The organism is Microbacterium sp. 10M-3C3 (assembly GCF_003931875.1).
GTDB lineage: Bacteria > Actinomycetota > Actinomycetes > Actinomycetales > Microbacteriaceae > Microbacterium.
The window spans coordinates 2,489,256-2,512,630 of sequence record NZ_CP034245.1; the positions used below are offsets into that span (position 1 = coordinate 2,489,256).

General features: G+C 72.8%; 17 protein-coding genes. 6 read left to right on the forward strand and 11 right to left on the reverse strand.

Translation table 11 applies throughout. The features are described 5' to 3' along the window. Positions 1-7: 7 nt before the first annotated feature. Positions 8-790, reverse strand: a complete 783-nt coding sequence (locus EI169_RS12135; RefSeq protein ID WP_205783796.1) for an SDR family oxidoreductase — start codon at positions 788-790, stop codon at positions 8-10. 123 nt (positions 791-913) lie between these two features. Here EI169_RS12135 and EI169_RS12140 point away from each other — a divergent pair, with 123 nt between their 5' ends. Next, positions 914-2,233: a bifunctional o-acetylhomoserine/o-acetylserine sulfhydrylase gene (locus tag EI169_RS12140; protein ID WP_125132562.1), complete on the forward strand. Its 1,320-nt coding sequence runs from the start codon at positions 914-916 to the stop codon at positions 2,231-2,233. Between the two features lie 168 nt (positions 2,234-2,401). Here EI169_RS12140 and EI169_RS12145 read toward each other — a convergent pair whose 3' ends face one another. Next, positions 2,402-3,100, reverse strand: a complete 699-nt coding sequence (locus EI169_RS12145) for an SDR family oxidoreductase (RefSeq protein WP_125132563.1) — start codon at positions 3,098-3,100, stop codon at positions 2,402-2,404. A 95-nt stretch (positions 3,101-3,195) separates the two neighbouring features. On the opposite strand from EI169_RS12145, the gene EI169_RS12150 reads away from it, so the two are divergent. Further along, complete coding sequence (locus EI169_RS12150) at positions 3,196-4,203, forward strand: DUF2332 domain-containing protein (RefSeq protein ID WP_125132564.1); 1,008 nt, start codon at positions 3,196-3,198, stop codon at positions 4,201-4,203. A 104-nt stretch (positions 4,204-4,307) separates the two neighbouring features. Continuing rightward, a complete protein-coding gene (locus EI169_RS12155) occupies positions 4,308-5,513 on the forward strand; it encodes a homoserine O-acetyltransferase (protein WP_125132565.1) in 1,206 nt (401 codons plus the stop codon). Position 5,514: 1 nt separating this feature from the next. Here the strand turns inward: EI169_RS12155 and EI169_RS12160 are convergent, their stop codons facing one another. The 4 genes from EI169_RS12160 to EI169_RS12175 all read right to left on the reverse strand — a co-directional run bounded on the left by EI169_RS12160 (position 5,515) and on the right by EI169_RS12175 (position 9,256). Then, positions 5,515-6,702 (reverse strand): MFS transporter, encoded by a 1,188-nt coding sequence (locus EI169_RS12160; RefSeq protein ID WP_205783964.1) that lies wholly within the window; start codon positions 6,700-6,702, stop codon positions 5,515-5,517. An 82-nt stretch (positions 6,703-6,784) separates the two neighbouring features. Beyond that, entirely contained in the window at positions 6,785-7,093 is a 309-nt protein-coding gene (locus EI169_RS12165; protein WP_125132567.1) for a thiamine-binding protein, read from the reverse strand. A 23-nt stretch (positions 7,094-7,116) separates the two neighbouring features. Next, positions 7,117-8,346 carry a glycosyltransferase 87 family protein gene (locus tag EI169_RS12170; RefSeq protein ID WP_125132568.1) on the reverse strand — a complete coding sequence of 410 codons (1,230 nt, stop codon included), beginning with the start codon at positions 8,344-8,346 and terminating at the stop codon, positions 7,117-7,119. 61 nt (positions 8,347-8,407) lie between these two features. Further along, positions 8,408-9,256, reverse strand: a complete 849-nt coding sequence (locus EI169_RS12175; RefSeq protein WP_125132569.1) for an ADP/ATP-dependent (S)-NAD(P)H-hydrate dehydratase — start codon at positions 9,254-9,256, stop codon at positions 8,408-8,410. A 32-nt stretch (positions 9,257-9,288) separates the two neighbouring features. Between EI169_RS12175 and EI169_RS12180 the strand changes: the two genes are divergently transcribed. Further along, on the forward strand, positions 9,289-10,353 hold the full coding sequence (locus EI169_RS12180; protein ID WP_125132570.1) for an NADH:flavin oxidoreductase/NADH oxidase: 1,065 nt from the start codon (positions 9,289-9,291) through the stop codon (positions 10,351-10,353). A 121-nt stretch (positions 10,354-10,474) separates the two neighbouring features. On the opposite strand, the gene EI169_RS12185 is transcribed toward EI169_RS12180, so the two are convergent. Both EI169_RS12185 and EI169_RS12190 read right to left on the reverse strand, forming a co-directional pair. Further along, positions 10,475-11,521, reverse strand: a complete 1,047-nt coding sequence (locus tag EI169_RS12185; RefSeq protein WP_125132571.1) for a hemolysin family protein — start codon at positions 11,519-11,521, stop codon at positions 10,475-10,477. After that, a complete protein-coding gene (locus tag EI169_RS12190; protein WP_125132572.1) occupies positions 11,518-12,861 on the reverse strand; it encodes a hemolysin family protein in 1,344 nt (447 codons plus the stop codon). Before EI169_RS12190 ends, EI169_RS12185 begins: the two co-directional genes overlap by 4 nt. Positions 12,862-13,035: 174 nt before the next feature. Here EI169_RS12190 and EI169_RS12195 point away from each other — a divergent pair, with 174 nt between their 5' ends. Then, positions 13,036-14,085 (forward strand): YihY/virulence factor BrkB family protein, encoded by a 1,050-nt coding sequence (locus EI169_RS12195; protein WP_125132573.1) that lies wholly within the window; start codon positions 13,036-13,038, stop codon positions 14,083-14,085. Positions 14,086-14,131: 46 nt separating this feature from the next. Here the strand turns inward: EI169_RS12195 and EI169_RS12200 are convergent, their stop codons facing one another. After that, the gene (locus EI169_RS12200; RefSeq protein ID WP_125132574.1) at positions 14,132-15,589 is read right to left on the reverse strand and encodes a GuaB1 family IMP dehydrogenase-related protein; all 1,458 of its coding nucleotides are present in this window, start codon (positions 15,587-15,589) and stop codon (positions 14,132-14,134) included. A gap of 145 nt (positions 15,590-15,734) precedes the next feature. On the opposite strand from EI169_RS12200, the gene EI169_RS12205 reads away from it, so the two are divergent. After that, positions 15,735-19,466, forward strand: a complete 3,732-nt coding sequence (locus tag EI169_RS12205; protein WP_125132575.1) for a multifunctional oxoglutarate decarboxylase/oxoglutarate dehydrogenase thiamine pyrophosphate-binding subunit/dihydrolipoyllysine-residue succinyltransferase subunit — start codon at positions 15,735-15,737, stop codon at positions 19,464-19,466. Between the two features lie 67 nt (positions 19,467-19,533). On the opposite strand, the gene EI169_RS12210 is transcribed toward EI169_RS12205, so the two are convergent. Both EI169_RS12210 and EI169_RS12215 read right to left on the reverse strand, forming a co-directional pair. Then, positions 19,534-20,835 (reverse strand): alpha/beta hydrolase-fold protein, encoded by a 1,302-nt coding sequence (locus EI169_RS12210; RefSeq protein ID WP_125132576.1) that lies wholly within the window; start codon positions 20,833-20,835, stop codon positions 19,534-19,536. Beyond that, positions 20,832-23,327 carry a phosphatidylglycerol lysyltransferase domain-containing protein gene (locus EI169_RS12215; protein WP_125132577.1) on the reverse strand — a complete coding sequence of 832 codons (2,496 nt, stop codon included), beginning with the start codon at positions 23,325-23,327 and terminating at the stop codon, positions 20,832-20,834. The genes EI169_RS12210 and EI169_RS12215 overlap by 4 nt, the downstream gene beginning before the upstream one ends. Positions 23,328-23,375: the final 48 nt, after the last annotated feature.

Sequence of the window (23,375 nt, forward strand, 5' to 3'; positions counted from 1 at the left end):
CCGGGCGTCAGTCCTCGACGCGCCGCACGCGCAGCGGCCCGCGCGCGAGGAGGTGCTGCGCCGACTGGGCGACGGGGCGCATCGTGACGAGGTCGAGGTTCACGTGGCCGGGCGCGTTGAGCGCGTACGCGATCACGTCGGCGACGTCGCCCGCGGTCAGCGGCGCCTCGACGCCGTCGTACACGCTGTCGGCGGCGCTCCGGTCGCCGCGCAGCCGGTTGAGGGAGAACTCCTCCGTCTGCACCATGCCCGGCGCGATCTGGATGACGCGGATGGGCTCGCCGTTCAGCTCGAGGCGCAGCGCGCTCGCGAGCATCGCCTCGCCGGCCTTCGCGGCGTTGTATCCGGCGCCGCCCGCATAGGCGGTCTGCGCCGCCGTCGAGGTCACGAACAGCGTGTCGGCGTGGCCGTCGGCCGCGGCCGCCTCGCGCAGGAGCGGCAGCAGGGCGGCGACGAGGAACTGGGCCGACAGCACGTTCGCCTCGAACATCCAGCGCCAGTCGTCGGCGAAGCCGTCCTCGACGCGGTCGGCGCCGCGCGCACCGCCGGCGACGTGGACGAGCGCGTGGACGGGGCCGGATGCGGCGAGCCACTCGGCGAGCGCGGCGACGTCCTCCTGCCGTATGAGGTCGGCGGCGTACGCCACGACGCCCGTCTCGGCCTCGAGCGCCTCGAGCCGGTCGGCACGCCGGGCCACCCCGACGACATCCCACCCGGAGGCGCGCAGCGCCCGCGCCGCCGCCTCGCCGATGCCCGAGCTCGCCCCTGTCACCACTGCACGTCGCGTCATGCCCGCCACGCTACCGCCGCTGTTACGTCACATTTCCCCGCCGTTGTCAGCCGCCGGACGCATGCGTAGCGTCGCATCCGACGACGGCACCGGCCGTCCTACCACGAACGCAGGAGCGAAACCATGTCGGCACCCGAGAACTGGCGGTTCGAGACCCAGCAGATCCACGCGGGCGCCCAGCCCGACCCGACGACGAACGCGCGCGCCACGCCGATCTACCAGACGACGTCGTACGTGTTCGACAACACCACGCACGCGGCGAACCTGTTCGCCCTCGCCGAGTTCGGCAACATCTACACGCGCATCCACAACCCCACGCAGGATGTCGTCGAGCAGCGCATCGCGGCGCTCGAGGGCGGCACCGGCGCGCTGCTGGTCGCGAGCGGCCAGGCCGCCGAGACCTTCGCCGTCCTCAACATCGCCGAGGCGGGCGACCACATCGTGTCGTCGAGCTCGATCTACGGCGGCACTTACAACCTGTTCAAGTACACGCTCGCCAAGCTCGGCATCCAGGTGACGTTCGTGGAGAACCAGGACGACGCCGAGGAGTGGCGCGCGGCGGTGCGTCCGAACACGAAGCTCTTCTTCGCCGAGACGATCGGCAACCCGAAGATCAACGTGCTCGACATCCGCAAGGTGTCGGACGTGGCCCACGAGGCCGGCGTGCCGCTCATCGTCGACAACACGATCGCGACGCCCTACCTCATCCGTCCGTTCGAGCACGGCGCCGACATCGTCGTGCACTCGGCGACGAAGTTCCTCGGCGGACACGGCACCGTCATCGGCGGCGTCATCGTCGACGGCGGCAAGTTCGAGTGGTCGAAGAACGTCGAGAAGTTCCCGGGTCTCACCGAGCCCGACCCGTCGTACCACGGCGCGAGCTACACCACCGCCGTCGGCGACGGGCTCGCCTACGTCATCAAGGCGCGCGTGCAGCTGCTGCGCGACCTCGGCGCCGCCATCTCGCCGCAGAGCGCGTGGCTGCTCATCCAGGGCATCGAGACGCTGTCGCTGCGCATCGAGCGCCACGTGCAGAACGCGCAGGAGATCGCCGAGTGGCTCGAGAACCACGAGGACGTCGCATCCGTGAACTACTCGGGCCTGCCCACGTCGCCGTGGTACGCCGCCGCCAACCAGTACGCGCCCAAGGGCGTCGGCGCGGTGCTCTCATTCGAGCTGAAGGGAGGGGTGGAGGCCGGGCGCACATTCGTGAACTCTCTCGAGCTCTTCAGCCACCTCGCCAACATCGGCGACGTGCGCTCGCTCGTCATCCACCCGGCCTCCACGACGCACTCGCAGCTCACGCCCGAGCAGCAGCTGACCTCCGGCGTCACGCCCGGTCTCGTGCGCCTGTCGGTCGGCCTGGAGAACATCGAGGACCTCAAGGCCGACCTCGCCCAGGCGCTCGCCGCCGCGCGCGAGACCGCCGCATCCTCGGTCTGACCCGCGCCGCGAAGGCCCCGGTTCCGCTCGCGCGGTCCGGGGCCTTCGCCGTTTCCGCCTGCCCCGCCCGTGCACAACTTTCCGGATGCGCCGCGCCGCCGCCGCCCGCGACGGCGGGTTTCGGGGTGGATCGGGTCCGAACGTCCGGAATGTCGGCCGCGGGGCGGGTCAGGCGCGCTGGCGCGGGCGGATGCTGCCGAGGCCGCCGTCGACGCCGAGCACCTGACCGGTGATCCAGTCGTTCGCCGGGTCGAGGAGGAACGCCACGGCACGCGCGACGTCGTCGGGCTCGCCGAGGCGGCCGAGCGGATGCATCGCCTCAGACACGTGGCGGGAGGTCGCGCTCGCGGTGAGCCCCGCCGTGAGACGCGTCTGCACAAGCCCGGGCGCGACGGCGTTCACGCGGAGGCCCCGCGACGCGTAGCTCGCGGCGGCCGAGAGGGTGAGCCCGATCACGCCCGCCTTCGCCGCCGCGATCGCGTCGTGGTTCGGCAGACCCGCGAGCGCCGCCGCCGACGACACGAGCACGACCGAGCCGCCCGAGCGCATGTGGGCGCCGGCGGCGCGGACCGCGGCGAACGCGGTCGCGAGCGACGCCGCCACGATGTCGTCGAACTGCGCGCGGGAGGTCAGATGCGCGGGCTTCAGCAGCATCGAGCCGGCGAACACCGCGATGCCGTCGAGGTCTCCGGCGGCCGCGACCGCGGCGTCGACGGCGTCGAAGTCGGCGGCGTCGAGCACCGTGTCGGGCTGGATGCGGTCGGTGCTCCGCGCGGTCGTGACGACCCGGTGGCCCTCCGCACGCAGCATCCGGTCGGTGGCCGCGCCGATGTCGCTCGACGCGGCGATGAGGAGGAAGCTCGCCATGCCCTCATCGTGCGCCGCGCCAACCGGCCGATCCAGGGGTGGACACATCCCTCCGCCCGTGCAGGCGCCGTCCATCCGCGGGCTATCGTGAGCCCGTGGACCCGGACGCCCTCCCCCGACTCGCCCGCGCGTACGCCGTGTTCGGCACCGACTGGGCCGTCGGCACGTCGCCGCTGTATGAGGAGTGGTCGCTCGGCATCGCCGACGACGCAGAGCTCCTGATGCGACTCGCGGCCCTGCCCCCGCGGCTGCAGCAGCCCAATCTGCTCTACGCCGCCGCCCGCTGGGAGGGCGCCCCGCTCGAGCCGTTCGCGGCGCTGCGTCCGTGGCTGCTCGCGCATTGGGACGCCGTGGTCGCCACGGCGTCGGTCCGCTCGACGCAGACGAACGAGCCGGGTCGCAGCGCGACGACGACCCTTGCGCTCGCGCGCCTGGACGGGCCGATCGCGCTTCTGGAGACCGGCACGGCGGCGGGGCTGTGCCTGTACCCCGACCGGTTCTCGTACGCGTACGAGACGCCCGAGGGCGTCCGCACGATCGGCGGGGACCGGCCCCGGCTCGTGTGCCGCGTCGACGACGCCGCCGTCGTGCCGGCGGCGCTGCCGGACGTGGTGTGGCGCGCCGGGATCGACCTGTCGCCGCTGGATGCCGCCGACCCCGATGCGCTCGCGTGGCTCGAGACGCTCGTGTGGCCGGGCCCCGATCACGACCGGCGGATCGCCGGGCTGCGCGCCGCCGCCGAGATCGCCCGCGCCGACCCGCCGACGATCGTCCGGGGCGACATCCTCGACACCGTCGCCGACGTGGCCGCCGAGTCGCCGCGCGATGCGACCCTCGTCGTCTTCCACAGCGCCGTGCTCATGTATCTCCAGCCGGGCGACCGCGAGCGGTTCGCGCACACCGCGCGCACGCTCGGCGACGCGCTCGACCGCCGCGTCGTGTGGCTCTCGAACGAGTCGCAGGGCGTGCTCCCCGCCGTCGATGCGCAGCTGCCGGCGGGCCTGCGGACCAGCGGCCGCCTCGTGCAGAGCATCGACGGTCGCCCGGTCGCACTCGCGGGCCAGCACGGCGCCGTCTACGAGTCGCGGGCCTTCCGCCCGTGACGGCGCGGCACGGACGGGCGTCGTAACACTCGGGCGCGACCGCCGCGCGCCCGCGAGAATGGAAGCACCCGACAGGCAGCCGAACGAGGCGGAGACGACGAGCCGTGGACTGGCAGACATCCGAAGACACGGTGCCGTCCGCGCCCGTGACCGAGGCGGATGCGCGCCTTCTCCTCGGTCGTCCTCCCGCCACCGGCGCGTGGCGCGACGGCGACCCGCCCGGCGACCGCCGGTTCGCGGCATTCGGGGCCTTCCGCACCGAGAGCGATGAAGAGCTCCCCGGCTTCCGCCTCGCCTACGAGACGTGGGGTGAGCTGTCGCCCGCGCGCGACAACGCCGTGCTCGTGCTGCACGCGCTGACCGGCGACAGCCACGTCCGCGGGCCCGCCGGGCCGGGGCATCCGACCGCCGGCTGGTGGGACGACCTCGTCGGGCCGGGCGCACCGATCGACACCGACCGCTGGTGCGTGGTGGCGCCGAACATGCTGGGCGGATGCCAGGGGTCCACGGGGCCCGCGAGCATCGCGCCCGACGGCTACGAGTGGGCCTCGCGCTTCCCGTATCTCACGATCCGCGACCAGGTCGCCGCGCAGGTGCGCCTGGCCGACGCACTCGGCATCGACCGTTGGGCGGCCGTCATCGGCGGCTCGATGGGCGGCATGCACGCGCTGGAGTGGGCGGTCGGCGAGCCCGACCGCGTCGAGCGCGTCGCGGTGCTGTCGGCACCGCCGGCCAACACGGCGGATCAGATCGCCCTGAACTCGACGCAGATCGAGGCGATCCGCATCGACCCGCGCTTCGCGGGCGGGGAGTTCTACGACGCGGATGCGGGCGACGGCCCGCATCGTGGCCTCGCCCTCGCCCGCCGAATGGCGCTGCTGAACTACCGCAGCCCGACCGAGCTGAACGCCCGGTTCCAGCGGTCGTGGCAGTCGGGGGTCAGCCCGCTCGGGCGCGGCGGGCGCTTCGCCGTGGAGTCGTACCTCGACTTCCACGGCAACAAGTTCACGCGCCGGTTCGACGCGAACAGCTACATCACGCTCGTCGAGGCGATGAACTCGCACGACGTCGGGCGCGGGCGCGGCGGCGTCGAGGAGGCGCTCCAGCGCGTGAGTGCGACCGCGCTCGTCCTCGGCATCGACACCGATCGCCTGTTCCCGATCGAGGGCCAGCATCGGATCGCGCGCGGCATCCCGCAGACCCTCGACGGCGATGCCGCGGTCGTGCTCTCGAGCGACTTCGGCCACGACGGCTTCCTCATCGAGACGGAGCTCGTGGGCCGGCACCTCCGCCGGCTGCTCGCGACCTGAGTCAGCGCGCGACGGCCAGCGCCGGCACGCGCTCCATCCGGAAGCTGATGAGCGCGATCACGAGGCCCGCGACCGCGAGCGCCGCCCCGACCCACGCGGGCGCGGCGAAGCCGAGACCGGCTGCGATCGCGGCACCGCCGAGAAACGCGCCGAGGCTGTTGCCGATATTCAGGGACGAGTGGTTCAGCGCCGCCGCGATCGACTGGTTGTCGCCCGCGACGTCCATGAGACGCGTCTGGATGCTGGGGCTCAGCGCCGACCCCGCGAACGCGACGGCGAACGCGAAGAGCACGAGGGTCGGGAGCCACGCCGCGGTGAGGGCGAGCAGAGCGGATGCGACGCCCAGGGCGGCGAGCCCGGCGAGCAGCCAGAAGCGCAGGTCGCGGTCGGCGAGGCGTCCGCCGACGAGGTTCCCCGACGTCATCCCGAGACCGACGATCACGAGCACGATCGACACCGCCCACTCCGGCGAGCCGGCCAGCTCGGTCACCATCGGGGCGATGTAGCTGTACATCGCGAAGAACCCGCCGAACCCGATCGCGCCCGTGCCGAGGGCGAACCACACCTGACCGACGCGGAACACGCGCAGCTCGTCGCGCAGGCGGCGGCCCGGCTGCCCGGCGTGGTGGGGCACGGTGATCGCGATCGCGAGCGTCGCGAGGGCGAACACGCCGGCCACGACGAGGAACGCGGCCCGCCAGCCGACGTTCTGGCCGAGCAGCGTCCCGAGCGGCACGCCGACGACGTTGGCGACGGTGAGACCCGTCAGCACGAACGCGACACCCTGCGCGCGCTTGCCCGGCCCGAGGAGGTCGGCGGCGACGAGCGCGCCGATGCCGAAGTAGGCGCCGTGCGGAAGGCCCGCGAGGAACCGCGAGAGGGCGACGGTCTCGAACGTCGGCGCGAGCACCGTGAAGGTCGTAAAGACGGTGAGCGCGAGGGCGAGCACGAGCATCACACGGTGGCGCGGGAACCGCGCGACCGAACCCGCGATCGTCGGCGCGCCGACGACGACGCCGAGCGCGTACAGGGAGATGAGCCACCCGGCCTGCGCGATGGCGTCGTCGGGGTTCGTCGCCCACGCCGACGGGAGGAGCTCGTGCGCGACGTTCGGCAGCAGCCCCATGACGACGAACTCGGTCATGCCGATACCGAAGCTGCCGATGGCGAGGGAGAGGAGCGCCCACATCGCCGCACCCCTCGATGTGTTCGAGGGAGTCACGACGCCAGGCTACCGCCGATCAGGCATCGGCGCGAATCGATTCGAACGATCAGGCTTCGTCGTCAAGCACCGCTTCCAGACGCTCGAGCTTGCTGTCGATCTCGCCCGTGTACCCCGGGCGAATGTCGGCCTTGAGCACGAGCGACACGCGCGAGCCGAAGGGCAGCACGGCCTCCGTCGCGCGGCGCACGACGTCGAACACCTCGTCCCACTCCCCCTCGATCTCGGTGAACATCGACGTGGTGCGGTGCGGAAGGCCGGAGGCGCGGACGACACGGACGGCGGCGGCGACGGCGTCGTGCACCGAGCCGTCGGCGTTGCCGGTGCCGGAGGGTGCGACGGAGAAGGCGACGAGCATGCTCCGACGCTACCGCGCGGCGCTCACGCGCGGGCGGCCGCGCGGCGCTCGAGCATCAGCGCGAATCCGGCGCGCGCCGGCACGCGCGCGAGCTCGACGCACGCCCACACGAGCAGCACGACGAGCGACAGGTTGCGCAGGCTCAGGACGAGCACGGGCGTCAGCTCGGTCGCGAGCAGCCGGTCGTACATCACCGGGTACACGAGCTGCGTGAGGCCCGACGCAACCAGCACGATCGCGGCAGGACCAGCCCAGCGGACACGGTCGAGCACCAGCCCGAGGGCCAGCGGCGGCACGATCCACGCGAGGTACTGCGGCGAGCCCACCTTGTTCGCCACGATGAAGGCGAGCACGAGCGCGAGCGACAGGGCGGGGTACAGCCGCGCGAAGGCCGCCCCGCGCAGCACCTTCCACGCGCCGGCGGCCAGCAGGGCGACGACCACGAGCGCGAGCACGGGCGTCATCGCCGCGGCGAGCGCATCCGCACCCGGACCGGTGACCTCGTACGTGATGATGTCGCTGTTGTAGAACACGGATGCGCCGGGGGCGCGCAGCATCGCGAGCCACACGAACGGCGTGCTGACCGTCGCCTCGACCTGCAGTCCGCGACCGGTCTGGTCGCCGACGAAGCCGAACGCGAACGCGCCGCCTCCCGCCGCCACGACGACAGCCAGCACGACCGCCGTGACGATCGCCGCCGAGGCGAGCACGGCGACGCGCCGCCGCAGCGCGACGAGCGCCGCGGCGATCATCGCGGCGGGCCAGATCTTGATCCACGTGCCCACCGCCAAGAGGGTCCCGGCGAGCCACGGCCGGCGCACGAGCCACAGCGCGCCCGCGATCGCGAGGGGAACCGTGGCGGCGTCGAGCCGGTACAGGGCGACGGGGCCGAGCGTGAAGATCGCGCCGAGCCAGAACCACGCCGCCGTCCGGCGTCCGCGCGAACGGGCGTCGCCGACGAGGAGCGCGAAGCCGGCCGCGTTCAGCAGTACGGTCAGCAGCCACCAGCCCTGGATGTAGCTGCCGATCCACGCGAGCCCCCACGCCAGCACCATGGGCACGAGCGCCAGCTGCGGGTACACCCACTTCTCGGTGATGCCCACGACACCCTGCCCGGTGAGGGCGTTCAGCGACCACGGCTCGTACACGTGGTACACGTCGCCCATCGGCTGGCTGGGGAGGTTCCAGCCGGCCCAGGCGACGGCCGCGTGCACGAGGACGAACGCGACCCAGAGCGGCGCGCGTCGGGACACCCGATCATCCTAGGACGCAGCACGGTCCGGGCCGTGGACCGGCCCGGTGGTCGGCGCGGGCTCAGTCCGCGGCGAGTCCCTCGGCGACGATGCGCGGGAGCGCCTCCGCCACGTCGAGCGCCGTGATCGGGCCACCGTGTCCACCGTGGAGGGCCGCCGCGAGCCTCCCCGCGGCGCCGTGCAGCCACGCGCCGGTCGCGGCGACCGGGCCGAAGGCGTCGGCATCCGTCGGCGTCGCCGCGGCGGCGAGGGCGCCGAGCACACCGGCGAGCACGTCGCCGGTGCCCGCTGTGGCGAGCCACGGCGTCCCCGCCTGGACGCTCCGCGTCCAGCCTCCCGGGGTGGCCACGACCGTCACGGCGCCCTTGAGGAGCACGGACACCCCGAACGCCGCCGCCGTCTCGGCGGCGGCCGCCGCCCGCCCGGTGACGGACGCATCGTCGGGCACCGGGTCGAGGCCGGCGGTCTGCCGCAGCCGGTCGTGCTCGCGCGCGTGCGGCGTCACGAGCACGGGTGCCGTGCTCCCCCGCACGAGGTCGAGCGCACCGGCGTCGACGACGACGGGCTCGTCGCCCCGCAGGATCGCCCGCAGGTCGCGCTCCTCATCGTCGCCGCGGTGCGCCGCATCCGTACCCGACCCGATCACCCACGCCTGCACGCGGCCGGATGCTGCGACCGTTTCGGGCCGACGCGCCAGCACGAGCGCCGTCGGCCGGTCGGGTCCGACATAGCGGACCATGCCCGTGCCCGTCCGCCACGCGCCCTCGACGCCGAGGACGGCGGCGCCGGGATAGGCGTCAGAGCCGGTGCGCAGCCCCACGACGCCGCGGGAATACTTGTCGTCGGATGCCGTTGGGAGCCGGAGGGCGCCGCGGACGTCGTCCCCGGTCCATTCGTCGAGCGCGCGCATGCGCGCCACCCTATCCCCGAGGAGCCGCCCGCATGAGCCGCTTGTTCTCGTCCCTGACGCTGCGCGACACGACCTTCCGCAACCGCCTGTGGGTCGCGCCGATGTGCCAGTACAGCGCCGTCGACGGCTACGCCGCCGAGTGGCACCACGTGCACCTCGCGCAGTTCGCGTCCGGCGGGGCGGGGCTCGTCGTCACCGAGGCGACCGCGGTGTCGTCGGAGGGCCGCATCTCGCCCGAGGACACCGGCATCTGGGACGACGCGCGGGCCGACGCGTGGCGGCCGATCGTCGACGCCCTCCACCGCCGGGGCGCGGTCGCCGGCATCCAGCTCGCCCACGCGGGCCGGAAGGCGTCGACGTGGTCGCCCTTCTCCGGCGAGCGCGGCACGGTGCCGGCCGACCGCGGCGGGTGGACCACCGTGGCGCCCTCCGCGGTCGCCTTCGACGGATACGCGACGCCGCGTCCGCTCGACGCCGACGGCATCGAGCGGGTGGTCGCGGACTTCGCCGCCGCCGCACGCCGTGCCGTCGACGTCGGGTTCGACGTGCTCGAGGTCCACGCCGCGCACGGCTACCTGCTGCATCAGTTCCTCTCGCCGCTGTCGAACCTGCGCGACGACGCGTACGGCGGCACGCTCGAGAACCGGATGCGCCTGCTCGTCCGGGTCGTCGCGGCCGTGCGCGAAGCAGCGCCGGCGGCCGTGGTGTTCGTGCGCCTGTCGGCGACCGACTGGGCCGAGGGCGGCTGGGACGTCGACGACACCGTCGCCGCCTCCCGCGCCGTGCGCGACGCGGGCGCCGACCTCATCGACGTCTCCAGCGGCGGGCTCGTCGCGCATCAGCGGATCACGACCGGGCCGGCGTACCAGGCCGGCTTCGCGGCGCGCGTGCGCGCCGAAGCGGACGTGCCGGTGAACGCCGTCGGCATGATCGATGACGCGCGCCTGGCCGAGCACCTCGTCGCGTCGGACCAGGTCGACGCGGTCATGGCCGCACGCGAGTGGCTCCGCGACCCGCACTTCGCCCTGCGTGCGGCCGGCGAGCTCGGCGCGGACGCGCCGTGGCCGCCGCAGTACGAGCGCGCCCGCCGCCGCTGAGCCGCGCCTCAGGCCACCACGCCGAATCAGGCGAATCGGCCGGATGCAGGACGTTTGCGGCGCATTCGTCCTGCATCCGGCCGATTCGCCCGTTCCCGACGCGCAGGAGGGCGTCTGGCGGTCACGGCCGGCGGGCGGTGGCGTCCTGCACCTCGCCGACAAGTTCCTCGATGACGTCCTCCAGGAACAGCACCGCCGTGGTCCGGCCGTCCTCGTCGCGCACCTGCGCGAGATGGCGACCGGCGCGGCGCATGAGCGCGAGCGCGTCCTCGAGGTCGGTGGACTCCATGACCGGCACCATGTGGTGGATGCGCTTGGCCGCGAGCGGCCGCGCCGCGTCGTCGCCGTGCTCGGCCGCGCGCAGCACGTCCTTGAGGTGCACGTAGCCGATCGGCACGCCCTCGTCGTCGACGATCACGTAGCGCGAGTAGCCGTGCTTCGCGACGGCCCGCTCGATCTCGCGCGGCGTCGTCGTCTCGGGGAGGGTCACGAGCTCGGCGAGGGGCACGGCGATGTCGCGCGCCTTCTTGTCGGTGAACTCCACCACGGCCGCGACCGTGCCGGCGGCGTCGTCGAGCACGCCCTCGCGCCGCGACTGGCTCACGATCGTCGCGACCTCGTCGAGCGTGAAGGTGGAGGCCGCCTCGTCCTTCGGCTCGACGCGGAAGAGCCGCACGACGTGGTTGGCGGTCCAGTTCAGCGCCACGATGATCGGGTAGAACGCCTTCGAGACCCACACGAGCGGCGTCGCGAGGAAGAGCACCGCCCGGTCGGGCAGCGAGAACGCGAGGTTCTTCGGGACCATCTCGCCGAACACGACGTGCAGGTACGACACCAGCAGCAGCGCGATCACGAACGCGATGACGTCGACCATGGCCTCGCCGAGGCCCGTGAGACCCAGCGGGGCGGCGAGCAGGTGGTGGATCGCGGGCTCGGAGACGTTCAGGATCAGCAGCGAGCAGATCGTGATGCCGAGCTGGCACGTCGCGAGCATGAGCGTCGCGTGCTCCATCGCGTACAGCGCGACCCGGGCTGCGCGCGAGCCGCGCTCGGCCAGCGGCTCGATCTGAGAGCGGCGCGCGGAGATGACGGCGAACTCCGCGCCGACGAAGAACGCGTTCGCGACGAGCAGCACGGCGAGCCATGCGAGGCCGGCCCAGTCGCTCATGACTGGTCACCCCCCTTGGCCGCGCGCACGAGGTCGTCGACGTCCTCCTCCCGCGGCGCGGGCGTGAAGCGCACGCGGTCGATGCGGCGGCCGTCCATGCGCTGCACGTGCAGGACCCCGTCCTCCGTCGGCACCTCGTCGCCGACGGCCGGGATGCGCTCGAGCACGCTCATGATGTACCCGCCGACGGTGTCGTAGACCTCGCCCTCGGGCACGCGCACGCCCGCGCGATCCAGCGCCTCGTCGGGACGCAGGTCGCCGGGGAACGTGACGGAGCCGACCGACCGGATGACCCCGGCGCGCGAGCGGTCGTGCTCGTCGAGCACCTCGCCGACGATCTCCTCGACGAGATCCTCGAGCGTGAGCACGCCGGCCGTGCCGCCGTACTCGTCGACCACGACCGCCATCTGATAGCCGCGGGCGCGCAGCTCGGGGATGATCGCGTCGAGGTGGACGGTCTCGGGCACTCGGAGCGGCTCGGTCGCGATCGCCGCGGCCGGCACGTCGGGGCGCCGGTCGTGGGGCACAGCCACGGCGGATTTGACGTGGACGATGCCGACGATGTCGTCCATCGACTCCTGGTACACCGGGAAGCGGCTGTGCCCGGTACGGACGGCGAGGCGCACGACGTCGTCGACGGTGTCGTCGGCGGCGACGGCGTGGATGCTGGGGCGCGGCGTCATGACGTCGGCGGCGCTCAAGCGCGAGAACGTGAGGCTGCGATCCAGGAGCGAGGCGGTGTCCTTCTCCAGCACGCCCGCACTCGCCGACCGGCGCACGAGGCTCGAGAGCTCCTCCGCGGTGCGTGCGCCGGACAGCTCCTCCTTCGGCTCGACGCCGATCGAGCGCAGGACGCCGTTCGCGCTGCCGTTGAGGACGGCGACCGCGGGGCGGAACACCGTCGTGAACGCCACCTGGAACGGGATCACGAGCTTGGCCGTCTGACGCGGGATCGCCAGCGCGAAGTTCTTGGGGACGAGCTCGCCGAGGATCATCGACAGCACCGTGGCGAAGCCGACGCCGATGACCGCGCTGACGGGGACGACGACGCCCTCGGGCCAGCCCCACGCTGTGAAGACGGGGCGCAGCAGGTTCGAGATGGCGGGCTCCATCGTATAACCGGTGAGGAGCGTCGTCAGGGTGATCCCCAGCTGCGCGCTGGAGAGATGGGTCGAGGTGATCCGCAGTGCGTCGATCGTCATCGACAGGCGCGATTCGCCGGCGTCGCGACGCGCTTCGAGGTCGGCGCGGTCGAGGTTGACGAGGGCGAACTCGCTGGCGACGAACAGGCCGGTGCCCACGGTGAGCAGGAGCCCCACGCCCAGCATGACGTAATCCATCACGCGTCACCCCCGCTCGAGCGGGAGCCGGGTCGGTGGGGCGAGGGTCTGCGACTAGGAGGGTCGTCCATCGTGCCGCCGATTCTACGGCAGGGCCGCCGCATCCGCGCGGCCGACGGGGAGCCCGTGTCAACCCCGTCGGCGCAGCGGCCGCCCCGCCACGACCATCGCCGGATGAGCACCACCCCCCGCACCGCCCATGCGCACGACGGCCCGACGCCCACGCCCGATTCGCCCGACAAGCCGGATTCGCCGCCGCAGCTCGAGAAGCGCTCGTGGCGGTACGTCGCGAAGAAGACGCTGCACGAGTTCCAGGCCGATCAGTGCACCGACCTCGCTGCGGCTCTGACCTACTTCAGCGTCCTCGCGCTGTTCCCCGGCGTCGTTGCCGTGTTCTCGATCCTCGGCGTCATCGGCCAGGACCGCTCCGCCCTCGACGCGGTCCTCGGCATCGTCTCCGACGTCGCCCCGGATGCGGCGGAGGGCATCCGCGGGCCGCTCGAGCAGATCTCGGGCTCCCCCGCCGCCGGCTTCGCCCTCGTGACGGGGCTCGTGCTGGCGATCTGGTCCGCATCGGGCTACGTCCGCGCGTTCAGCCGCGCGATGAACCGCGTCTACGAGATCCGCGAGGGCCGGCCCTTCTGGAAGCTCATCCCGTGGCAGCTGCTGATCACCCTCATCGGCGTCGCCCTGGTGTGCGTCGCCGCGGTGCTGCTCGTCGTGTCGGGGCCTGTCGCCGAGGCGATCGGCTCGGCGGTCGGCCTCGGCGACGCCGCGGTCGCGGTGTGGTCGATCGCCCGGTGGCCCGTGCTGGCCTTCATCGTCGTGCTGATGGTCGCGATCCTGTACTGGGCGACTCCGAACGCGCGGCAGCCGAAGTTCCGCTGGCTGAGCCTCGGCGCGGTCCTCGCGATCGTGGTGCTGGCGATCGCGTCGACCCTCTTTGGCCTGTACGTGGCGAACTTCTCGAACTACGACCGCACGTACGGCGCTCTCGCGGGCGTGATCATCTTCCTGCTGTGGCTGTGGATCGCGAACATCGCGCTGCTGCTCGGGGCCGAGTTCGACGCCGAGCTCGAGCGCGGGCGCGAGCTGCAGGGCGGCATCGCCGCCGAGGAGGACATCCGGCTGCCCCCGCGCGACACGCGCGCGAGCGACAAGGTGAAGGCGCGCGAGCACGCCGACGAGACGGAGGGCCGCCGCATCCGCCAGGAGCACGACTGACACGGTCTGCGGCCGGCCGGGGTGCGCCCGCCGGCCGGTCGCGCCGCTACCAGCTGACCGGCAGCGCCTTGCCCTCCTCGTAGCCGGCCGCGGACTGCAGGCCCACCCGCGCGAGGTCGACGAACTCCGGCACGGTGCGCGCACCGGCGTACGTGAACGACGACCGCACCCCCGACGTGATCATGTCCACGAGGTCCTCGATGCCCGGACGCAGCGGATCGAGGTAGATCTTGGACGACGAGATGCCCTCGGCGAACAGCTCCTTGCGCGCGAGCTCCCACGGGTCGAGCCGCCCGAAGCGGCCGTGCACGGCCTTGGTCGAGGCCATCCCCCACGACTCCTTGTAGGGCCGGCCGGCATCGTCGGTCAACAGCTCGCCGGGCGACTCGATCGTGCCGGCGAACCACGAGCCGATCATGACGGATGCGGCGCCCGCGGCGAGGGCCAGCGCGACGTCGCGCGGATAGCGCACGCCGCCGTCCGCCCACACGTGCGCGCCGAGCTCGCGCGCGGCCTGGGCCGTCTCCAGCACCGCGGAGAACTGCGGGCGGCCGACCGCCGTCATCATGCGCGTCGTGCACATCGCCCCGGGGCCGACGCCGACCTTGAGGATGCCGGCGCCCGCTTCGACCAGGTCGCGCACCCCGTCGGCGGTGACGATGTTGCCCGCGACGATCGGGATGCCGAGCTTCGCGTCGGCGACGGCGCGCAGCGCGCGCAGCATCCCCTCCTGGTGCCCGTGGGCCGTGTCGACGACGAGCACATCCACACCGGCGGCCGCGAGCGCGCGGGCCTTTGCCGCGACGTCGCCGTTGATGCCGACGGCCGCGGCCACCGCGAGGCGCCCGGCGGCGTCCACCGCGGGCGGGTACAGCGTCGCGCGCAGCGCGCTCTTGCGCGAGAGGGTGCCGACCAGGCGCCCGTGCTGCAGCACGCACACCGTCTCCGCGTCGGCGGCCACCAGCAGGTCGAACGCGCGTCGAGGGCTGTCGACGTCGTCCGCGTCGAGCGACGCGGCGCCGCCGCGTGCGAGGTCGCCCAGCCGCGCATCCGGGAGGGCGGTGCCCAGGCGCGATGCCGGCACGACCCCCACGATGCGCTCGATCGTCAGCGGCGACGCCGTCGACTCCGCCACGACCAGGCCATGGCCCTCGATCGAAGGGAGCAGGCGCGACGCATCGGCCACGGTCGCCTCCGGCGGCAGCACGAGCGGCGTGTCCCAGCGCACCGGCTGCGCCTTGACCCAGCGGATCGCGGCGTCCAGCTCCTGGAGCGGCATGTCCTGCGGGAGCACGCCGAGCCCGCCGCGACGCGCGAGGGTCGCGGCCAGCCGCGCACCGGTGACCGAGTTCATGTTCGCCGAGACCAGCGGGATGCGCGCGGGCGTGCCGTCGCGCGGTGTGAGATCCACGTCGAGCCGGCTCGTCACCGATGATCGCCGAGGGACGAGGAAGACGTCGGAATAGGTGAGGTCGACCTCGGGTTGCGCTCCGTAGAACTCCATAGCTCCACGGTACTTCCGCCCCCCGTCGCCGCGTCAGTGCGCCCGCCAGCAGCGGTGCGAACTGGGTTAGGCTGGTTTGTGGTGCGCGCGAGGCGGTTCTGCGCGCAGTCCACCGATCTTCTTCGAGGAAAGCAGGCGATCGACTGTGTCGAGCCAGGTGACGGGCGTCGGTACTTCCAACGAGGGCGAATTCGGCGCCAATGAGTGGTTGGTCGATGAGCTCTACGAGCAGTTCAAGGTCGACAAGAACTCCGTCGACAAGGCCTGGTGGCCGATCCTCGAGTCCTACCACCCCGTCGTCGAGGAAGGCGCCGCGCCCGCTGCGCCCGCCGCATCCGCGTCGGCCGGCGCACCCTCGGCACCCGCCGCCCCCGCGAGCAGCGCGGCCCCGGGCAGCGACGCGCACCCCGTGACCGCACCGGTTCCCGTCGTCAACTCCGCACCGCCCGTCGCCCGCACGACGGCCAAGCCCGCGGCGCCCCGCCCGATCCCCGCCCAGGCCCAGGACAAGGCCCCCGCCGGCGAGGTCGCGCTCGACGAGGACACCGTCACGCCGCTGCGCGGGATGCCGAAGACCCTCGCCGCGAACATGGACGAGTCGCTGACCGTCCCCACCGCCACGAGCGTGCGCACCGTCCCCGCCAAGCTGATGATCGACAACCGCATCGTCATCAACAACCACATGGCGCGCACGCGCGGCGGCAAGGTCAGCTTCACGCACCTCATCGGCTGGGCGATCATCCAGGCGCTCAAGGAGTTCCCGAGCCAGAACGTCTTCTACGCCGAGATCGACGGCAAGCCCTCGGTCGTCGCGCCGGCGCACATCAACCTCGGCATCGCGATCGACATCCCCAAGCCCGACGGCTCGCGGGCGCTCCTGGTCCCGAGCATCAAGCGCGCCGAGTCGCTCACCTTCGGCGAGTACCTCTCCTCGTATGAGGACCTCGTCCAGCGGGCGCGTGGCAACAAGCTGACGGCGGCCGACTTCCAGGGCACGACGATCTCGCTCACCAACCCCGGCGGCATCGGCACCGTCCACTCGGTGCCGCGCCTCATGAAGGGGCAGGGCTGCATCGTCGGCGCCGGCGCCCTCGAGTACCCCGCGGAGTTCCAGGGCGCGAGCGACAAGACGCTCAACGAGCTGGCGATCGGCAAGACGATCACCCTCACGAGCACCTACGACCACCGCGTCATCCAGGGCGCCGGCTCCGGCGAGTTCCTGAAGAAGGTGCACGAGCTGCTCATCGGGCAGCGCGGCTTCTACGACGACATCTTCGCCGCCCTGCGCATCCCGTACGCGCCGATCCACTGGGCCGCCGACATCAACGTCGACATCTCCGAGCGCATCGACAAGACCGCGCGCGTGCAGGAGCTCATCAACTCGTTCCGCGTGCGCGGCCACCTGATGGCCGACATCGACCCGCTGCAGTACGTGCAGCGCACGCACCCCGACCTCGAGATCGAGTCCCACGGCCTGACGTTCTGGGACCTCGACCGCGAGTTCGTCACGGGCGGTTTCGGCGGCAAGCGCGTCATGAAGCTGCGCGACATCCTCGGCGTGCTCCGCGACTCGTACTGCCGCACGATCGGCATCGAGTACATGCACATCCAGGACCCCGAGCAGCGGGCGTGGTTCCAGCAGCACGTCGAGGTGAAGTACCAGAAGCCCGGCCACGACGAGCAGCTGCGGATCCTCTCCAAGCTCAACGAGGCCGAGGCGTTCGAGACCTTCCTGCAGACGAAGTTCGTCGGCCAGAAGCGGTTCAGCCTCGAGGGCGGCGAGTCGCTCATCCCGCTGCTGGACGAGCTGCTGCGCGGCGCCGCGTCGGCCGAGCTCGACGGCGCTGCGATCGGCATGGCGCACCGCGGTCGGCTGAACGTGCTCACGAACATCGCCGGCAAGACGTACGGCCAGGTCTTCCGCGAGTTCGAGGGCTCGATCGCCGTCGGCAGCAAGAAGGGCTCCGGCGACGTCAAGTACCACCTCGGCACCGAGGGCACGTTCCGGGCCGAGGACGGCGGCGAGCTGCCGGTGTACCTCGCGGCCAACCCGTCGCACCTGGAGACGGTCGACGGCGTCCTCGAGGGCGTCGTCCGCGCCAAGCAGGACCGCAAGCCCATCGGCACGTTCTCGTGGCTGCCCGTGCTCGTCCACGGCGACGCGGCCTTCGCCGGTCAGGGCGTCGTCGTCGAGACGCTGCAGATGTCGCAGCTGCGCGGCTACCGCACGGGCGGCACGGTCCACGTCGTGGTCAACAACCAGGTGGGCTTCACGACCACCCCGACCGATGCGCGCAGCTCGGTCTACGCGACCGACGTCGCCAAGACGGTCCAGGCACCGATCTTCCACGTGAACGGCGACGACCCGGAGGCCGTCGTGCGCGTCGCGCAGCTGGCCTTCGAGTACCGCCAGGAGTTCAACCGCGACGTCGTGATCGACCTGGTCTGCTACCGCCGCCGCGGCCACAACGAGGGCGACGACCCGTCGATGACGCAGCCGCTCATGACCAACCTCATCGAGGCCAAGCGCTCGGTCCGTCGCCTCTACACCGAGGCCCTCGTCGGACGTGGCGACATCACCGAGGAGGAGTACGAACAGGCGAAGCAGGACTTCCAGCGCCGCCTCGAGGTCGCCTTCGCGGAGACGCACGCCGCCGAGACCGGCACGAGCCCGGTCGTCGGCGCGGATGCGGCGGACGAGCCGGTCGCGGGGGCCCCGGAGACGACCGGCGTCCCGGTGGAGGTCGTGCACTCGATCGGCGACGCGTTCGTGAACAAGCCCGAGGGCTTCACGGTGCACACGAAGCTGCAGCAGCTGCTCGACAAGCGCCTGGACATGAGCCGCAACGGCAACATCGACTGGGGCTTCGGCGAGCTGCTCGCCTTCGGGTCGCTGCTGCTGGAGGGCACCCCGGTGCGCCTGGCCGGTCAGGACTCCCGCCGCGGCACGTTCGTGCAGCGCCACTCGGTGCTCCACGACCGCGAGAACGGCCAGGAGTGGATCCCGCTGACGAATCTCAGCGACTCGCAGGGCCGCTTCTACGTGTACGACTCGCTCCTGAGCGAGTACGCCGCGATGGCCTTCGAGTACGGGTACTCGGTCGAGCGCCCGGACGCGCTCGTGCTGTGGGAGGCGCAGTTCGGCGACTTCGCCAACGGCGCCCAGTCGGTCATCGACGAGTACATCTCGGCCGCCGACCAGAAGTGGGGCCAGCAGTCGAGCGTCGTGCTGCTGCTTCCGCACGGCTACGAGGGCCAGGGCCCCGACCACTCCTCCGCGCGCATCGAGCGCTACCTGCAGCTGTGCGCGCAGGACAACATGACCGTCGCGCGTCCGTCGACCCCGGCGTCCTACTTCCACCTGCTGCGCCGCCAGGCATATCAGCGCCCGCGTCGCCCGCTCGTCGTGTTCACCCCGAAGGCCATGCTGCGCCTGCGCGGCGCGACGAGCCCCGTGGAGGATTTCCTCTCCGGGCGCTTCGAGCCGGTCATCGACGACGACCGGGGTCTGGACCGCTCGGCGGTGCGCCGCGTGCTGCTGCACGCCGGCAAGATCCACTGGGACCTCCGCAGCGAGTTCGAGAAGAACCCGAACCCCGAGATCGCCCTCGTGCGCCTCGAGCAGTACTACCCGGCGCCGCTGGAGGAGCTGAACCGCGTGCTCGACTCCTACCCGAACGCCGAGCTGGTGTGGGTGCAGGACGAGCCGGAGAACCAGGGCGCGTGGCCGTTCATCGCCCTGGAGGTGGTCAAGCACCTGCACGGTCGCACCATCCGCCGCGTCTCGCGCGCGGCCGCCGCGAGCCCCGCGACCGGATCTCCGAAGGTCCACGCGCACGAGCACGCGAAGCTCATGGAGGCCGCGCTCACACTCTGAGCGGCGCCGCCACGAACGCAGGGCCCCCATCCTCGGGACGGGGGCCCTGCGTCGTGTCCGGCCGCGGTCAACCGGACGGCGCGGCGAGGCCGAGCGCGGCGCCCAGCGCGCCCACGCCGAAGTTCACGCCGTCGTCGAGCACGGCGCCGGTGTGGCCCTGGCCGTCGAAAACCTGGGTTGCGACGTCGAAGCCGGCGGCGGTCGCCGCTGCCGCGTTGCGCTGCTGGCCCGGGCCGAACGTCTGATCGTCGCCGCCCCACGTGAACACGGCGGTGTGGCCGGCATAGGTGCCCGCCGGCGCCGCCGCCATGATCGCGGCCGGGGTGCTGGCGTTGAAGCGCGCCGAGTCTCCGCCGAAGACGTCCTTCACCGTCTCGTCGACGTGCTCCGACCCGGGGTACTCGTTGCCGGAGACGTCGAGGATGTTCCCCCACAGGTCCGGATGCTGCGCACCCCACAGGGCCGCGCACGATCCGCCGTTCGAGTAGCCGCCGATGATCCAGTAGCGGTGGTCCTGGACGATGTTCAGGTGCGCCGCCGCCCACTGCGGAATGAGCTGTGTGAAGTACGTCGCGACCGCGCCGTACATCGCCGAGTCCCCGCACGCGGGATCGCGGTCGGGCGCGCCGAGCTGATCGGCGACGATCGCGATCGGGGCCAGACCGTCGTGGGCGGCGGCGTACGCGTCGAGCGCCCGCGCGAGGTTCGTCGGGTCGGGCGAGCCCGGCTGGCCCATCATGAACACCAGGAGGGGGAGCTTCGGCGGGTCGGGCACGAGCGCGGCCGGCGGCAGGTAGAGCGCCGCGTCCCGCGCCGCGAACGCGCCGCTCGGGATGCGGGTCGCCCCGGTCAGCGCGCTGACCGTGCCCTTCGCCGGCATGCCGGCGGGGGCCGTCCACGTCTGGTACAGCGTCGCGGGGTCGGGGTCGGCGGCGGAGACGGGCGGCAGATCGGCGTCGTTGAGGGCCTGCACGCCCAGGATCGCGGCCAGGTTGTGGGTGATGCCGTACGACGTGTTGACGCCCAGGCCGCCTGCCGCCAGCGACAGCACGATCGCGAGGACGCCCGCGAGCCGACGCCACCACGGCCGGCGGGCGACGCCGATCGCTCCGGCCGCGACGCCCGCGACGGCGGCCGCCGCCCACAGGGGCGCCGGCCACGGCAGCGGGCCGTCGAAGGCGTTGCGCGCCGACAGCACAAGCGCGATCGCGAACATCGCGGCGCCCGCGCCGAGCGCGACGGCGAGGGTGAGGAGGATGCGCCGCGGCGGCGCGACGACGACCACGAGCACCGCCACGACCGCGAGCACCGCAACGATGTGCAGGACCGGACTGTCGATGAGCTCGAAGGAGAGCATGAACTGCTTCATCGGCGGCCTCCCCAGGCGGTGCGCGCGAGGGCGACGAGGTCGGCGCGCGACGCGTCGGGCAGATAGGCACGGCCGACCGCCGCGCCGATCGCCGGCAGCTGGAGCGCGTCGCGGTACGCCATGAACAGCGGCCGGTAACGCGGGCGGAACTTGCCCTTGAACCGGAACAGCGAGGCGAAGCCGTACGCGGGCTCGAGGGCGTCGGCGAGCCACCGCAGGAAGGCGCGCAGGGCTGAGGGCTCCGCATCCGCTTCGTCGGGGTCGTCCGCCAGGGGCGCCCCGGACAGGCTCAGGATCTCCGCGCCCTCGTCGCGCAGCGCCAGCGCGGCCTTCGCGATGAGGAACTCCATCATGCCGTTCGGGCCTCCGATGCGCCGGCGCATGAAGTCCAGCGTCCAGCCCGTCACGCGGCCGTGCGTCCAGGTCGGCATCCAGCTCGTGACGGCCTCGATGCGGTCGTCGGGTCCGACGGCGAGGAGCAGTCGCACGTCGGCGTCGCGCAGCTCGTCGAGGGAGCCGAGCGTGAAGCCCATCTCGGGGAGAGCGCGATCGGCCACCCACTCCTCGTCGATCGCGACGATCTGCGTCGTCTGCGCAAGCGTGAGGTCGTTCCACCGCGACCACACGGCCGTGTACCCCTCGCGCTCGGCCCGCGTGAGGGGCTGGCGCACCTTCTGCCAGGCCTTGCCGGTGAACTCCAGGCCGCGCAGGTCCAGGACCGTCTCGACGCCGACCGGCAGCGCCTGCCACCCGCGCGGGCGCAGCGCGTCCATCGTCTCCTCGTGCACGCTGTAGAGGACCGGCGTCCAGCCGTGGCGCCCGCAGAACTCGGCGAACTCCTCGACGACCTCCGCCCGGTCCTCGAGAGGCGCGAGCGGGTCCGCGAGCGCGAGGGCGACGTCGCCGACCACGCGGTAGGCGATCCCCGCCGCACGGTCGGCGGGGTACCAGTACCGGTTGCCGTCCCACGTGCCGAGGAACCCCAGGGTGTCGCCGCCGCGGCGGAGGAGGTCGCGGTACAGGCGGCCGTCCTCGCCGCGCGGAAGCCGCGGGTGGCGGTACACCCAGAGCATCGCCGCGACGACGACCGCCCAGAACAGCACGCCCACCCACTGGTAGGCGAAGAGGGCGAGACCGCGGTGCGGGAAGGGCGTGTGGCCCGCCGGCTCCAGGAACACCCGCGGGATGAACCTCCGCAACGTCAGGAGGACCAGCTCGGTGCGGGTGGGGGCCGCGTCGAACTCGTGGCTGCCCGCCGCCTCCACGAGCGCGAACGTCGTCGCGCACACGACGAATGCCGCCACCACCACACCGGTCGCGGTGCCGGCCGCGCGGCGCGTGGCGCGGATGCCGAACAGCCGGCGCGAGAGCACGAGGGCGACCACGAGCGCGACGGGGATGCCGATCGACGCCGTGACCCACAGGACGTACTCCGCGCCGCTCCCGTCGTCCCATGCGCTGACGATGTCGGGCTCGAACCACCACGCCACGACCGCGAGCACCGCGAGCGCGGACTGCACGCCGACCGCGAGCATCCACGCGGCACGTCGCCCCTGGCGCAGCCCGAGCGCCGCGACGATCAGCAGCACGAGCGGCGTGGCGGCGAGGAGCGCGGGTCCCACGCCGCGCGTGAGCAGCAGGGACAGCTGGGCGTCGCATCCGGGCAGGTTCGCCGCGGCGGCGCACCGGGCGACGAGCACGTCGTCGTACTGGGCGTACGTGTCCACGACGACCGAGAACGGCCCGCGCCCGCCGCCGGTGACCAGGCCCACGAGCGGCCCGAGCGCGCTGACGGCGACGAGGAGCGCCACGAGGGCCCGCGACTCCCGCACCGAGCTGCGGTGCCAGCCGCCGTGATGACCGGTCCGGCGCACCAGAACGGCGCCGACGGCCAGCCCGAGGATCGCCGTGGCGATCCGGTACCAGTCGTCGGCGTCGCCGCCGTACAGGGCGAACAGCGCGAGGACCCCGAAGCCGCCCACGCGCAGCCGCCGCCGCCACAGCGCCGGCGCGAACGCCGACGCCGCCATGACGACCCCCACGATCGGGATGACGGGGTCGACCACCGGCACCTCGGCGGCGACCACCGGCTGCAGGTCGGTCACCGTCCACGCGGCGGCGTGGAGTGCAACCCCGACCAGCACACCCGCCACGCCGAGGACGGGAAGCAGCACGAGGGCGCGGACGCTGCCGAGCAGGCGCTCGGCGTAGGCCAGCACCGTGAGCGACAGGACGAAGGCGAAGGCCGCGTGCACCGGCGACCCCGCCACGACGAGGGCCGTCACGAGGCTCGTCCAGCGCCCGCCGGCGAAGGTCGTCAGAGGGCCGGCGCCGTACGGCGACGAATCCGTCCCCCACAGCGTGCCGGTGGCCGTCGCGGCGACGACGACGAGCACGGCGAAGCCGACGGCGACGGGGTGGGAGCGCAGCCATGCGGCGACGATCCGCCCGCGCACGAGCGGGGCGCGCACGGGCGCGTCGGTGGAAGGCACGTCCGGATGCTACTGCCCGGCGCCCTTCCGGCCCCATCGCGTGACTAT

Coding starts and splice junctions, on each gene's coding strand:
- EI169_RS12135 (WP_205783796.1), bottom strand. CDS start 790: ATGACGCGACGTGCAGTGGTGACAGGGGCGAGCTCGGGCATCGGCGAG.
- EI169_RS12140 (WP_125132562.1), top strand. CDS start 914: ATGTCGGCACCCGAGAACTGGCGGTTCGAGACCCAGCAGATCCACGCG.
- EI169_RS12145 (WP_125132563.1), bottom strand. CDS start 3,100: ATGGCGAGCTTCCTCCTCATCGCCGCGTCGAGCGACATCGGCGCGGCC.
- EI169_RS12160 (WP_205783964.1), bottom strand. CDS start 6,702: ATGTGGGCGCTCCTCTCCCTCGCCATCGGCAGCTTCGGTATCGGCATG.
- EI169_RS12165 (WP_125132567.1), bottom strand. CDS start 7,093: ATGCTCGTCGCCTTCTCCGTCGCACCCTCCGGCACCGGCAACGCCGAC.
- EI169_RS12175 (WP_125132569.1), bottom strand. CDS start 9,256: ATGCGCGCGCTCGACGAATGGACCGGGGACGACGTCCGCGGCGCCCTC.
- EI169_RS12180 (WP_125132570.1), top strand. CDS start 9,289: ATGAGCCGCTTGTTCTCGTCCCTGACGCTGCGCGACACGACCTTCCGC.
- EI169_RS12185 (WP_125132571.1), bottom strand. CDS start 11,521: ATGAGCGACTGGGCCGGCCTCGCATGGCTCGCCGTGCTGCTCGTCGCG.
- EI169_RS12190 (WP_125132572.1), bottom strand. CDS start 12,861: ATGGATTACGTCATGCTGGGCGTGGGGCTCCTGCTCACCGTGGGCACC.
- EI169_RS12195 (WP_125132573.1), top strand. CDS start 13,036: ATGAGCACCACCCCCCGCACCGCCCATGCGCACGACGGCCCGACGCCC.
- EI169_RS12200 (WP_125132574.1), bottom strand. CDS start 15,589: ATGGAGTTCTACGGAGCGCAACCCGAGGTCGACCTCACCTATTCCGAC.
- EI169_RS12210 (WP_125132576.1), bottom strand. CDS start 20,835: ATGAAGCAGTTCATGCTCTCCTTCGAGCTCATCGACAGTCCGGTCCTG.